The 13661-nt window shown below is 54.8% G+C and carries 8 protein-coding genes; 3 read left to right on the top strand and 5 right to left on the bottom strand.

The window, feature by feature from the left end:
• Window positions 1-24 precede the first annotated feature (24 nt).
• Complete coding sequence (locus tag VFA09_03495; protein HZU66317.1) at window positions 25-2643, top strand: NB-ARC domain-containing protein; 2619 nt, start codon at window positions 25-27, stop codon at window positions 2641-2643.
• Window positions 2644-2725: 82 nt separating this feature from the next.
• Here the strand turns inward: VFA09_03495 and VFA09_03490 are convergent, their stop codons facing one another.
• Together VFA09_03490 and VFA09_03485 are read right to left on the bottom strand one after the other, a co-directional pair.
• On the bottom strand, window positions 2726-3595 hold the full coding sequence (locus VFA09_03490; GenBank protein HZU66316.1) for an arginine deiminase family protein: 870 nt from the start codon (window positions 3593-3595) through the stop codon (window positions 2726-2728).
• Window positions 3592-5316 carry an alkaline phosphatase D family protein gene (locus VFA09_03485; GenBank protein HZU66315.1) on the bottom strand — a complete coding sequence of 575 codons (1725 nt, stop codon included), beginning with the start codon at window positions 5314-5316 and terminating at the stop codon, window positions 3592-3594. The genes VFA09_03490 and VFA09_03485 overlap by 4 nt, the downstream gene beginning before the upstream one ends.
• Window positions 5317-5475: 159 nt before the next feature.
• Here VFA09_03485 and VFA09_03480 point away from each other — a divergent pair, with 159 nt between their 5' ends.
• Window positions 5476-6861 (top strand): pentapeptide repeat-containing protein, encoded by a 1386-nt coding sequence (locus VFA09_03480; protein HZU66314.1) that lies wholly within the window; start codon window positions 5476-5478, stop codon window positions 6859-6861.
• 300 nt (window positions 6862-7161) lie between these two features.
• Here VFA09_03480 and VFA09_03475 read toward each other — a convergent pair whose 3' ends face one another.
• The 3 genes from VFA09_03475 to aroB all read right to left on the bottom strand — a co-directional run bounded on the left by VFA09_03475 (window position 7162) and on the right by aroB (window position 12442).
• A complete protein-coding gene (locus tag VFA09_03475; GenBank protein ID HZU66313.1) occupies window positions 7162-10050 on the bottom strand; it encodes an adenylate/guanylate cyclase domain-containing protein in 2889 nt (962 codons plus the stop codon).
• A gap of 3 nt (window positions 10051-10053) precedes the next feature.
• Window positions 10054-11268, bottom strand: a complete 1215-nt coding sequence (gene aroC / locus VFA09_03470; GenBank protein HZU66312.1) for a chorismate synthase — start codon at window positions 11266-11268, stop codon at window positions 10054-10056.
• 61 nt (window positions 11269-11329) lie between these two features.
• Entirely contained in the window at window positions 11330-12442 is a 1113-nt protein-coding gene (gene aroB / locus VFA09_03465; GenBank protein HZU66311.1) for a 3-dehydroquinate synthase, read from the bottom strand.
• A gap of 340 nt (window positions 12443-12782) precedes the next feature.
• On the opposite strand from aroB, the gene VFA09_03460 reads away from it, so the two are divergent.
• Window positions 12783-13640, top strand: a complete 858-nt coding sequence (locus VFA09_03460; GenBank protein HZU66310.1) for a prephenate dehydrogenase/arogenate dehydrogenase family protein — start codon at window positions 12783-12785, stop codon at window positions 13638-13640.
• The last annotated feature ends 21 nt before the right edge of the window (window positions 13641-13661 follow it).

Here is a 13661-nt window from a genome sequence, read left to right as displayed (position 1 = left end):
AAAGTAAACTGGCAGGAGCAAAATATGAGTAGCGTAATAGAACCGGGTAGCGTGACTTTCGCCGGAAGAGTACAAGGATATCTCCGGCAGGGCGGCTTTTCGCAAAAAAACCTGGCCCAAGAACTTGGACTGAACCATAAAGTATTGAACCGCAAATTACATGGTACGACCAAAGCCTATTTGACGAAGCAGGAAGTAAAAAAGGTTATCCTCATACTAGCAAAATGGCAGGCAATCGCCACGCGTGAAGAGGCGCTCGAATTACTTCACCTTGTGGGGGCCGAGCCAAACATCTTTAGTGAGAGTGAATGGCGCAGCCACCCTTTAAGCGAACTGACGACTGAAACTGCCAGGCCTGCCCTTTCCAACAACTCGAGTACTTTTATGCGCTCTGCTCGCCATAATTTGGCGACGCAGGTCACGCCGCTCATCGGTCGCGACCAGGCAGTGGAAGAACTCCGGCAGCTCGTGCTACAGGACAGTGTGCGGCTGGTGACAATGATTGGGCCGGGTGGAAGTGGGAAAACGCGGCTGGCACTTTCCGTGGCGAACGCACTGATCGATACATTCGATGATGGTGTCTGGTTTGTGGAACTGGCGGCTGTACACAATCCGGCCCAGGTACCGATGAGCATCCTGCAGGCTTTGAACATCCGGCTTACACCGGATTCTTCTCCTTTAGGGAGCCTGACGAACTATTTGCATAGCAGACGGTTGCTGCTGGTGCTGGACAATTTCGAGCAGCTGGCTGAAGGAGCCACTATCGTCAGTAAGTTGTTGGCAACTGCTCCAGGGCTGAAGATAGTGATTACCAGCCGGGTTATCTTGCAGTTGAGTGGGGAGCATATCTTCAACGTGCCGCCCCTGAATCTCCCTGCCGCTGGGACAACTATGGAAGCGACGTTGCTGGAGAAGTATGGGGCGATCCAGATGTTCGTGGCAAGGGCAAAGGCGAGGGAGCCGAGTTTTACTTTGAGCGCGCAAAATGCCGCTGCTATCGCGCAAATTTGCGCGAGGCTTGATGGTCTGCCATTGGCGCTGGAGCTAGCTGCCGCACATATGAAGGTGTTGGGGCCAACAAAGCTGCTGGAAAAGCTGGGGGAGAAAATGCTTCCTGTGCTCGTAGGCGGGGCCAGGGACTTGCCCGACAGGCATCAAACGATGCGCAACACTATCATCTGGAGTTACAATTTACTTTCGCCGAGCGAGAAGATGTGGTTTTGCCGGTTTGGAGTATTTAATGGCGGCTGGTCGTTGGAGGCGGCTGAGGCTTTGATGCGAGATATACCGGCAGGACATGGATATGCCCTGACCTCAGATTCCGCATTGGTGATGATCGAACAATTGGTAAACAACTGCCTGCTGGTGCAACAGTCAATTGAGCAGGCGCGCTTTACTATGCTGGAAACATTGAGAGAATATGCTGTTGAGCAGCTCATAGAACAGGGGGAGATTGAGCGGCTGCGCGATTGGCACGCTTGCTATTATCTGGGGTTAGCGGAGGCCGGCGAGATTGGCTTGCGAGGCCGGCAACAGTTTGAATGGCTGAAACGGTTGGCGGTCGAGCGCGATAACTTCCAGGCGGCACTGGAATGGTCGCTGCAAAAGGCGAGGGAGGGAAAAAAGATACAGATCTTTTCTCCGGTTAGAGCCCGCACAGGGAGCGCAGGGAAAGAGATTACCGGAGGGGAAAGAAGAGTGCCGGGAGTTTCTTTTGAAATGGAGATGTACGCCGTTGAGCTATGCCTGCGCCTGGCAGCAGCATTACGACCTTTCTGGGAATGGAGGGGCTACCTGGATGAAAGCCGCAGAGAGTTGCAAGATGCGCTGGAAACTGCTGAACGGGGTATGCTCGATCCAAACGTGCTTGCCGCGCGTGCTAAAGCACTGAGCGAGATGTCGCGCTTGACGAGTTTGCAAAACGATCAGCCCCGGGCAGCAGAACTGGCGGAGGAAAGCATTGCTCTGTGGCAGCAACTGGATGATTCGCGGGGCCTGGCGGCAGCCTTGCTTCACCGCGGATGGCCGACTCTGGCTATGGCCGAATACGAGATGGGGCACGAGGTATTCACACAAGGGTTGCAGCTGCTCTCTCCGACAGGAGATAGATGGTGGCGCGGCCAATTCCTCTTTTATTTAGGAACGGTGGCAGCTTTCCTGGGTGACTTTGAGCAAATGCGGTTACTGCATACTCAAGCCCTCGAATTATTCGAGCAGGAGGGTGACAGGAGTGCGATTGCTGACCTGCTGAAGGACCAGGGTGGGCTGGTGCTGCTGGAGTGTAAATACGATGAGTCGATTGACAAACTGATTAAGAGTATCCAGATCAGCCATGAACTGGAGCACAAACAGTTTATTACTACGGCACTTGGGTGGTTAGGTTTCGCGGTTGGATTGCGTGGGCTGCCAGACCCAGAATCGGCCAGCCTGCAAGCCGCGCGGTTATGGGGTGCGGCGGAGGGTCGTCAAAGCAAAACGGGTTTTACGCCCTGGATAAAGAATAACAACTTTATTCAACAGGTGATGCTCTCTATCCAGGATCGGGTGGATGCAGAGCATTGGGATGCGGCTCATAATGCCGGCAAGGACATGAGCGAGGAGGAAGCGGTTGCTTTTGCCAGCTCATTTAAGCTTTCTTCCTGACCATTCTCCAGGGAAGACAAGCGCCTCTGGACCCCTGACGAGCTTGCTCGCAAGCGTCTTGTGACTATCACCCCAAAAGGAATCAGTCATATTCCCGCAGGATTGGGCGGGTAAGGCAAGTTGCTCCGCCTTCGGCTTTCAGGGAAATCTCGTTGCCACGGTAGGTTATTACGTCGCAGCCGGCGTCTTGAAGGCGCTGGCGAGTGATGGGATTCCCTTCCAGCATCAGGCAGCGACCAGGGGCGAGCGCGAGTACGTTGGGAGCCATGGTAGCGAATTCAGCCTCGGGCACTTCTATGAGTTTGAAGCCTCGCCGCTTGAGTTCTTGCCAGAATGGGACGGCGAGCAGCGGGGGATAAACGACGGCCACGTTGTGATCGACGATACTGATGAGCGAGAGCAAGTGCAGGCAGGCTTCTGGCCCGGTGTAGTAAGGGAGTTCGACGGGAAGCACGCGCACGCCTATCGCGTGCAAGGCTTCTCGCAGCTGGTCAAGACCCGCGGCGTTTGTGCGGAATCCCAGGCCGACCGCCAATGTATCATGGTCGAGCCAGAGCAGGTCTCCACCTTCGGCGCGCGCCTCACCGTGCAGGGTATAGAGTACCGGAATACCGAGTTGTTCAAAGCAGTGTGCCATCGCGGCCTCTTCTCCACGACGCTGGGGCTTGCCCATGGAGAGGATGATGGCGCCTTGATCGGTCACCAGAGCGGGATCAAAGACGAAGATGGCGTCGGCGCGACCGGGCTGGGGTTCATCATGGTATATGACCTCGGCGCCGGCCTGTCGCAGCAAAGCAACAAGGTTATCGTGCTCCTGCCTGGCTGCAGATAGGTCTGGACGCGCCGTATAGTGCCAGGCGGCGGGGTCATCCACGGCGAAGGATTCCTCTGGACGCTTTACAAGCACTTTTCGTAAGGGCGCAATCATACTCTGGCTACCGTATTGTTTCATGTTTCAACTCCATTCGTGGCAACTGCCTGTAGTATTCCGTCTTTGATGCCAAGATAGACCTGTTGGAAGCCCAACCCGCGCTCTGAGGGGGATACCTGGAATGTCACAAGCGCGACGGTATTTTGGAAGAGCAGGTCGTGAGATAGGTGTTTTGTTGTTTTGGGATGATAGAGAGGCAGCATACGCACGTGCAATCCGCCATAGATGAAGCGCTTTATCCAGGCCTGACCGGCTACCAGCCGTTTATCGCGGCTTTCTAAGGTGTTGCTGAACGGGCTGGCAACTAACTGGTAGAACGTTGCACGTTTGCGGAAGCGGGAAAATCCGCGATAGGCTGCCATTGAGTAGGAGAAGTGGACATCACCGGATAGAACGATGATATCATGCTGGCGGGTTTGCAGCAGTTTGACGAATTCGCGCCATGTGGCGGCAAAGACCGGCCAGTGGTCAAAGCTCATGCGTAAGGAAATCTTTTGTTGTATGCGGGCAAGATAGCGTCCCAGGCCGCGTATAGTGGCAGAATGAGCGTTATGAAGCGGACGAACGCCCATCAGGTATTCCGCGAAGCCGATGAATGGCGTTAATAATACAGGTACCGAAGAGACCAGCAGGACAGGAGTAGAATCGTGCTGCTGCATCCAGGCGTGAAGTTCTTTCATTTGTTCCTGGCTCATAATATGCGCGGGTTCGCTATGATCGTCTGCCGCACTGAGTGATGCCGGTCGATCTGCACGCACATCGGCGACAAAGATGGGGGGATTTGTTTGAATGGCATAATGCCAGTGGAGATGAATATCTTGATAAAGTGCGCGGCGCATGTATGCTCTCAGGTCTTCAAGCGCATCCTGACCGCTCTGTGTTGCTTTGTGCATAATGGCGAGCAAGGGATAGCTCTCAGGACTTTGCATGCAAACATTACCCCATCCCTGGTAGACCCAATAAGCAACCAGCCCGTCGACAAGCATTTGTTCGAGGCCGTGTTGCAGGGCAAGTGATCGCCATCCGGGCCAGATATTCCAGCCATTGGTAATTTCGTGATCGTCGAAGATCATGTAGATGGGCAATGCGGCGAGTACCTGCCGTATGCCGGCATCACATGTCCATGTTGTTTCATAGAGGTCCGCAAATTCAGCGAACGATTGGGCTCCCGCCCGTCCTGATTTCTCCTGGCCGGCATTTGAGGGAAGAGGTCGCGTGCGTTTGCGCCTGCCTGTGTAGTCATCGGCATAAATCTGATCGCCGATGAGTAGTAAGAGGTGGGGCCATAGAGTTTCTCGTTCGTGGAAGGAACGCGACAACCAGGACCCGAAAGCGCTTAGAGCATCGGGTTCAGACGACGATAGCTTGCGACAGGAACCATAGGCAAGCCGCAGAGCGCTACCAGCTTCGGGAGGGTCAAACGTGCGAAAACATTGAAGTATTGAAGTAGCGGATTCTGGCTCAGGTGGTGAGATTTGTTGCATATCCTGTATCGTGGAGGTAATCTCATACGTGTACCATGTAGCGGCCTGTAGACCGGTTAATCGAGAGATTGCGTAATGTCGCCCGCCAACAGTGATGGTATGCGAACGAACAAAGGGTATTTCCTGGTGTTGGTAGGGGGAATGAGCATCGGGGGTTGCTCGCAAAACAATGCCGGTAGGCTGGGTCCATTCTGTCCAGATTGCAACATGATCCGGGCCGGTAGCACGTACCAGCGGACCAACACGCAGGCGGGTCACATTCACGTCCTTTCGCTAAGCAGAATTTACTAACCTGAGCCTTACTCAAGCATTGTTTCTTTCTACAATGCGCAGTGCTTCTTGTCAAGTGGCGTTCATTTATTGGGGAACGACAAAACGAATATTTTGTGAAGAGTCAGTGCGGTTTAATCAATTCACATGATGATCCCACAAGGGCCGATGAATCGGCGCTGGGCGCGATCAATCGGCCCCTACGGTGCGGGCCGTGAGGAGGTGATTTTCCTGGCAGATCGATATCAACTTCGTCTACTCAAAGAGGGTTTTCAGGCCTGGAATGCGTGGAGAGAAAAGAATCCAGGGCTTGCGGTTAATTTGAGCGGGGCCAATCTTTCGCGGGGCAAGCTGAATGGTTTCAATCTTTCGCGCGCGAACCTGGTAGGCGCAGATCTGCATGCATCAGACTTGAGCAATGCCGATTTGAGCGCAGCTAATCTCTACCAGGTCAATTTGAGCGAGGCCCACCTGTATAAAGCGAATCTGAATGGCGCTAATTTGCTCCAGGCTATTTTCTTTCGAGCAAGCGCCAGCCAGGCAGACTTGCGATTCGCTAATCTGAGTTGGGCAGACTTAAGAGAGGTTGACCTGAGTGGAGCAATCCTTATCGGTGCTATTCTTTATCGAGCGGATTTCTCTCAATGTAATCTGGAGCAGGCCGATCTCAGGGGCTTGAAACTCTTCGGGGCGAACCTTTACGAGGGAAACCTCAGGGGCGCCAATCTTTCGCAGGCTGATTTCAATGTGGCTATACTCAATGGGGCCAATCTTTCGCAGGCTGATCTGAGAGGGGCTTCGCTGCGTGGGGGAAGTTTCATCCAGGCTAATCTTAGCGGGGCGAATCTCCAGCAGGCGATACTGCAAGGAGCCACGCTGCGCGGAGCTTTCATACATGGCGCGGACTTGCGTGGCTGCTATCTTGATGGTGTGATTCTCAGTGGAATGGATTTGAGCGGTGTGGATCTGCGGGGAGCCGATCTGCGGGGAGTTGCCCTGCACGAGTTTCAACTACGAGGCGCTCAACTTAGTGGAGCTAACCTGAGCGGTATGAATCTCAGTGGGATTGATCTCAGCGGGCTAAATTTGGGTGAAACAGTGCTGCGTGACACTATACTTGATTCAGCAAACCTGAGCGGATGTGATCTAAGTAAGGCGAATTTGAGCGGAGCTTTACTTATGAAAGCTGATCTACATGCGGCCATTCTTAAAGACTGCAACCTGAGAGAGGCCAATTTACAAGAGGCGAATTTGAGAGAAGCAGACCTGAGCGGTGCGTGTTTGAGCGGGAGCTACCTTAGAAAAGCAAATCTTAAGGGAGCAAACCTGCACGGTGCAGACCTCTACCTGGCCAATCTGACTGACGCGGACTTGCGAGAGGCCGATCTTAGCGGTGCTGATTTAAGAGGTTCGCTCTATTCCAGGGCCTCTCTTGAGGGGACTACGATTGTGGACGCGGTGTTGGGGAGCGGGGAACTTTCGGAGACAAGTAGCTCCGCGGATAGCGCGGCGATCAACCTGGTTTCCAGGTGAGGGCAGGCAGGACAGGGACGAGCTGCTGGCCCTATAGAATGTTGACGACCATCTCGTATCATGCTAAGCCTTTCGCTTCGCTCGAAGGGAAACTCCGCGAAGAATCTGTTTCGCCACGGTGTCATTCTGAGCGCAGCGAAGAATGACATGGCCTGGGGGTCCTTACCGATTGGGTCGTCAAATTTCAACAGGGAGCGGGGGCCGATACATCGGCGGTGGGCGCAATAAATCGGCCCCTACGGTGCCTCGGCAAGCTGCACGGGTGCGAGAGGCGTAGGATGCGGGCAAGCGCAAACCGTATCAGGTCGCTCCGGCAAGTTGCACATGTGTGAGAGGCGTGTGGTGGCCTTCGGACCAGGCGTGTTGGAAAGCTTCCTGGCCGAGGCGATTGCGGACCGCGGTGACTGCTGCTAAGTAGGTTGCGCGATAGATTGGAGGCATGGGTGCCAGAATCGCTGCGCGTAGTGTGGCGGCGGTTCCCCATAGGCGCGCTGCCAGTTGTGGCCTATCCCGCACCGCAATTTCTCCATATGTTTCCAGGCAGGCGGCGCTCAGTTCTTTCGAATCGATGATCTGAAGCAGGTTCCAACTCTCTGTGCAGCGGGCGAAGGCGGTTTGGGTATCGCCTTGATAAGCCGCCAGGCGAGCAAGATTCAGGAGGACTTCTGCGATACCGGAACGATCACCCATAGTCTTGAGAGCCGCCAGGCTTTCCTCGAACATTGTGCTTGCTGTGGTATCCTCTCCTTCCAGGAGCAGAATCTGCCCTAGCAGATTGCGGGCATATGCCGCAAGCCGCTCATTCCTGACTTCTTCAAAGAGGGAAAGGCTCTCTTGCGCCATGGAGCGGACTCTTGAAAGCTCTCCGCGGGAAAGAAAATTTACGCGTGCCAGTAGATAGAGCTGATAGGCAGCGTTATATTGCTCACCCAGCGCCCTATAGGAAGCGAGATTCTCTTCCAGGAGCGAACGCGCTCTGGCGTAGTCGCCCTGGGCGATAGCGATCTGGGCTAATGAATCGCGAGTAGCGATGGTGCGGTGTACATCGCCGCGTTCTCGAAAGATTGCCAGGGCTTCTTCGAGCAGGCGGCGGGCGACCTTATAATTATTTTTGACGAGGGCAAGCGTTCCTTGCAGTCGCAAGATATTGGCCATGCCAGCTTTATCGCCGGTCTCGCGGAATACGAGCTGGCCCTGGCGCAGGAATGCCTCGGCGCGCGCATTCTCATCGAGCATTAATGCCAGGAAGCCGGCATCGTGCAGGGCCTGCGCGCGTATGGATGGCGCGACATGCTGGCTATGAGCAAGACTGCGCTCGAGAAATGCCAGCCCTTCGCCGATGTGCCCGCGCACTTCCCAGAAAAACATGAGTGCTATACAGAGTCGCAAGGCCTGTTCCGCCCGTACGTTTTCTTGCCCGGAATGCTCCAATAGCCATTCGAGGGCGGTTCGTACATTCTCATAATCACGGTCGAGACGATCCAACCAGTCTGTTTGTTCTGCTCCAAGCAGCAGTGGAGCTATACGTTCTGTCCAGGAGAGATAATATAGGGCGAAGGCATCCTGTGTGGTCTCCAATTCTCCGTTTTGGGCAAGGAGTTCTAAACCATATTCGCGCAATATCTGCAAGAGCCAGAATCGTATTTCATTGCGCTCGAGAACCTGCATGCGCAGCATACTCTGATCCACGAGGGCCTCTAGCGTCTCCAAGATATCCTCATCTATTGGGCCGCTTGCGGTACAAATCTGCGCGGCAGCTTCTAAAGTTATGCCTGAAGCACAAACACTGAGGCGGCGGAATACACGCTGTTGCGAACTTTGTAAAAGATTGTAGCTCCAGGTAATGGCTCCGCGCAGGGTTTGCTGGCGCTCCGGTAAGTCCTGAGAATGCGCCTGCAGGAAGGCGAGGCCTTTTTCCAGATTTGAGAGCAAAGCCTGGGGGGTGAAATAGCGCGAACGGGCCGCGGCGAGTTCGATGGCAAGCGGAATACCATCCAGGTGCCGGCAAATTTCGACGATAGCGGCAGCGTTCTCCTGTGCCAGGCGGAAGTCGGGTTGAACGGCCTGGGAGCGCTGCACAAAGAGTGAGATCGAGGCATTGTGCCGCAGAATGCTGAGATCGGGTAATTGCGCCGGGCTGGGCAGACCCAGGGGGCGCACTTCAAACAGGTGTTCCGCTTGCAAGTGGAGCATGATGCGGCTGGTGACGAGTATCTTTAGCCTGGGGCAGGCGGTTAGCAGGTCAGCGACAACACGACGGGCAGGTATCACGTGTTCAAAGTTATCCAGGATCAGTAACAATGATTGTTTTTGGAGGCTGATTTTTAGCTGCTCAAGGAGTGAAAGGCCCTTTTCCGGTGAGATGTTAAGCGCCTGGGCAATAGCAGGCACGACGCCAGCAGCATCGCTTGCCTGTTCGAGAGGCACAAAGCAGACGCCGTTTGGGAACAGGTCCGCGAGTTGCGTGGCGACCTGAATGGCCAGGCGAGTTTTTCCGACGCCTGCCGTACCCAACAGTGTGATCAGACGGACCTCTGGATGGCGCAAGCGCTCGCAGAGGGTCGCGACCTCGTGTTCTCTACCGACGAAAGATGTAGCCGGGGCCGGCAAATTCTGGATAGGATAGAGTATGCTCAAGGCTGAAGGAGGTGGGAAATCGGAGGGCAAGTCAGGAACGACGACCTGGAAGAGTTCTTGCGGGCCGGCGATGTCTTTGAGATGGTATTGCCCGAGTTCATCCAGGCGCACACCGGGTGGCAAATCAGGCATAACCTGGTCGCGTGTTGACCGGGAAAGCAGCACCTGTCCTCCATGAGCGGCGCTCATGATACGAGCGGCGCAGTGGACATCCAGGCCGATATATCCTTCTTCGGCCAGTTGCGGTTCGCCGGTGTGGATGCCAATACGAACGCGCACCTGCGCCTCGTTCGGCCAGGCGGTAGTGAAGAGGGCGCGCTGGGCGGTAATGGCCGATGTCACGGCATCAATGGCACGTTCAAAGACGACGAAGAAGGCATCGCCCTGGGTATCGACTTCGTAGCCGTTTCCAAGCTGGAATGATGTTCGCAGCAGGCGGCGGCAATCGCGGAGCACTCCGGCGTACCTGTCACCGAGTTGCTGCAATAAGCGCGTTGAGCCTTCGATGTCGGTGAAAAAGAGTGTTAAAATACCGGTTGGCAACTGGCGCATGTGTCACTCCTGTTTTGTCTTCTCGCCAGTTTCAGGTTGAGGGTGAGCGCCGGTCGTAGCTATATAGGCGTTATAATTTGCCAGTGACTCGGCCATACTATCGCCCCCAAATTTTTCTCGCCATGCCTCAGTCAGTGCGATGGCCAGCATTGCCTCGCCGACGACTCCGGCGGCAGGGACGATGCAGACATCACTGCGTTCGTAACGTCCTTTCTCTACATTCTCACGTGAACGTATATCAATCGTGGGCAGGGGATGGGCGAGCGTTGAAATGGGCTTGACCGCCGCTCGTAGGACGATTGGCGCTCCATTGCTGATGCCGCCTTCGATGCCGCCAGCGTTATTTGAAAGGTGCTGCCAGCCCTGCTGGTCGCTCCATTGAACCACGTCATGCACCTGGGAGCCAGGTAGAGCGGCAGATGCAAAGCCTGCGCCTATTTCAACGCCCTTGACGGATGGGATACTCATCAGAGCGGCAGCCAGCCTCGTGCTGAGGCGATGATCCCACTGGCTGTAACTGCCGAGGCCAATTGGTACACCTGTGGCTACCACTTCAAATACGCCGCCACAGGTCTCCCCTAGTGATTTGCACATTTGAATATGACGAATCATCTTGTCTGTCAATTCGCTATCGCCGCAACGCACGGGGGATTGCTCGACCTGCTGCCAATATTCAGGTGAGAAAGAGTTACTGATAGCGCTTCTGGAAGCATCACTATCACCAACGGAACCAATAGAGAGGACATGGCTATGGATTTCGACGCCGAATTGTCTTAAAAAGGTCTGGCAAACGGCGCCGACGGCGACTCTTGCCGCCGTCTCGCGGGCGCTGGAACGCTCGATGACATTACGGATATCTTGATGTCCATATTTTATGGTTCCGGCGAAATCGGCGTGTCCGGGGCGAACGAGCGTTACGGCTTCAACCGGTTCATCCACGGGGGTGGCGCTCATTTTGACCTGCCAGTTCTGCCAGTCGCGATTCTCGATCTCAAGGGTGATGGGTGAGCCGAGTGTGAGGCCGTGGCGCACTCCTGAGCGAAAGATGACCTTATCTTTCTCGATTTTCATCCTTCCACCGCGGCCATATCCTCCTTGCCTGCGTTCGAGGTGTGGATCGATATCTTCGGTCGAAAGCGGCAAACCGGCGGGGATACCTTCGACGATGGCAGTAAGTCCCGGTCCATGAGATTCGCCGGAGGTGAGAAATCTAAACATGAGTAATGACCTCTTTTTTGGAATGGCATCAGCAGTAGAAATAGCATAGCCATGCTTTTCTTTATTGTACCGCCTGCACAGTGTTTATGGCATTCCGAACCGTATCTAATGGAATATCATGATAGATAGCGGCATGCCCTATATGTGTAGGCAGAACCCAGCGCACGCGCCCGGATTGGACCTTCTTGTCTCGCTGCATAGCTATAAGAAGAGCTTCGATGTCCAGGCCAGAACAATGGGTGGGCAAACCGAGCGCTTGCAATAGCCGTCGCTGGCGTAATGCATCTCCGGGTGAGAGCAGCCCTTTTGAGACGGCAATATGAGCGGCGACCTCCATGCCGATGGAAACGGCCTCGCCATGCAGCCAGGCACCGTAGTCTGTAAGTGCTTCAAGCGCGTGGCCAAAGGTATGACCATAATTTAAAATCGTGCGCAATCCGGTTTCCCGTTCATCTGACGAGACCACGTCCATTTTCAATTGGATGCAGCGGCTGATGATTCTGGTCAGCAGCGCGGGGTCACCTTTGCGCGCGTAAAGAGAAGCGGCATGGGTTTCGAGGAGTTCAAATAATTCGGCATCGAGAATCATGCCGTACTTCACGATTTCGGCCCATCCTTCGCGGTAGACGCGGTCGGGAAGGGTCAGGAGACAGGCGGGGTCTACGATGATGAGCCTGGGCTGGTAGATGGCGCCGATGAGATTCTTGCCTTTTGGATGGTTAACGCCGGTTTTGCCGCCTATGGCGGAGTCGACCTGCGCGAGCAGGGTGGTGGGAATCTGGATGAGAGGGATGCCACGGTGATAGCTTGCCGCGGCAAAACCGGTAAGATCGCCGACGACTCCCCCTCCCAGGGCCAGGAGTGGCTCCTGGCGTTCCGCTTTATTTTCTACAAGCCAGTCCAGAATTTGCTGCCAGTAAAGCAGTGATTTGCTCGATTCTCCTGCCGGAATGGTCAGCAGGTTGGGAGCAAAGCTGGCTTGTTGTAGTGTATCCAGGGTTAGCCCTGCATAGAGTTCTCCGACGTTCGCATCGGTGACAATGAATAGCCTGTGGGGCAGTCCAGAGGCATGCAGTATCTCCGGCAGCCGTTGGAGGCCACCCCATGCAATGATTGCTTGAGAAGAGGTTGTGCCGGATTTAAGAGTAAGCGCCCCAGCGGCGTTAACTTCCACGTTTGTTTCCTACTCACTTCGCAAGAATTTCGGGATCAGTTTTGTGATCTTGTGGTGAGTTTAGAGGAATGGGGTGGGGATGTCAAGGTAGTCTGCGAAAAAAACACTTGACAAAAAGCATCAGTTACAGGTACAATTTGCCATCATGAATACTGACTTGCGAACCCAACTGAAACACACATACGCATATTGGTTTTATTTTAGCCCTCCGGCTTGACGAAGGGCCTTTTGGGTTGCGCAAAAAACGACTCCAGAGGCCTGAAGACAGGCCGGAGGGAAGCAGAGGATTTTAGCCTCTGCTTTTTTATTTGCTCACAGTTTTTGTTTGAAAGGTGTTGCCATGAAGAGAATAGCGATATTGGGATTGGGTCTGATCGGCGGTTCGCTGGCACTTGCCATACGGCAGGCGAATCTGGTGGGGCAAATCGCGGGGTATGATGCTTATCCTGATGCTATTCGTGGCGCAATGGAGCGTGGCGCGATCACGCATTGCGCTGCCACGGCTGAGGAGGCTGTCAGGCAGGCCGATGTGGTGATACTGGCGACACCGATCGGGGCGATGCCGGCCCTGTTCGAGCGTATCGCGCCGGCTCTCAAGCCAGGTACATTAGTGACCGATACAGCCAGTACGAAGGCACAGGTCATCGAATGGGCAAGGAGATTGTTGCCCGCGCACGCGGTATTCGTGGGCGGTCATCCGATGGCCGGGCGCGAGTGTTCGGGGATTGAAGCGGCTGATGCAGGACTATTCGAGGGTTGTACGTATTGTTTGACGCCTGCATATGATACGCCTACCGCTGCTGTGATACAGATGAGCGAGCTAGTAAGGGGGCTGGCAGCACAGCCATTGGTACTGGATGCACAGGAACATGATCGCCTGGTGGCAGGCGTCAGTCATCTGCCATTTGTGGTTTCAGCGGCATTGGTGCGGATGTTGGGCCAGGATGAGGAATGGGCGCGAATGTCTCAACTGGCGGCTAGCGGCTACCGGGATATGTCGCGGCTAGCGGCAGGAAGCCCGGTGATGTACCGGGACATCTGCTTAACAAACCGGGAGGCAATCATAGACAGGATTGACGCGCTGGTGATGGAATTGGCGAGCCTACGGTCGCTTATTGCGACCGGTGATGATACGCTTGAGGGCTATTTTGCGCAGTCGAAAGAGATACGGGATGGAGGATCGGGGAGCGCTTTTTAGCTATTATTGGACTTTTAGAAA

This window comes from Ktedonobacteraceae bacterium, assembly GCA_035653615.1.
In the GTDB taxonomy this organism is placed as follows: domain Bacteria; phylum Chloroflexota; class Ktedonobacteria; order Ktedonobacterales; family Ktedonobacteraceae; genus DASRBN01.
This window is presented reverse-complemented; position numbering and strand designations above follow the sequence as displayed.

Excerpts from the sequence above, each read along its gene's own strand:
- VFA09_03495 (HZU66317.1), top strand. The coding sequence starts at position 25 with ATGAGTAGCGTAATAGAACCGGGTAGCGTGACTTTCGCCGGAAGAGTA.
- VFA09_03490 (HZU66316.1), bottom strand. The coding sequence starts at position 3,595 with ATGAAACAATACGGTAGCCAGAGTATGATTGCGCCCTTACGAAAAGTG.
- VFA09_03480 (HZU66314.1), top strand. The coding sequence starts at position 5,476 with ATGATGATCCCACAAGGGCCGATGAATCGGCGCTGGGCGCGATCAATC.
- VFA09_03475 (HZU66313.1), bottom strand. The coding sequence starts at position 10,050 with ATGCGCCAGTTGCCAACCGGTATTTTAACACTCTTTTTCACCGACATC.
- aroC (HZU66312.1), bottom strand. The coding sequence starts at position 11,268 with ATGTTTAGATTTCTCACCTCCGGCGAATCTCATGGACCGGGACTTACT.
- VFA09_03460 (HZU66310.1), top strand. The coding sequence starts at position 12,783 with ATGAAGAGAATAGCGATATTGGGATTGGGTCTGATCGGCGGTTCGCTG.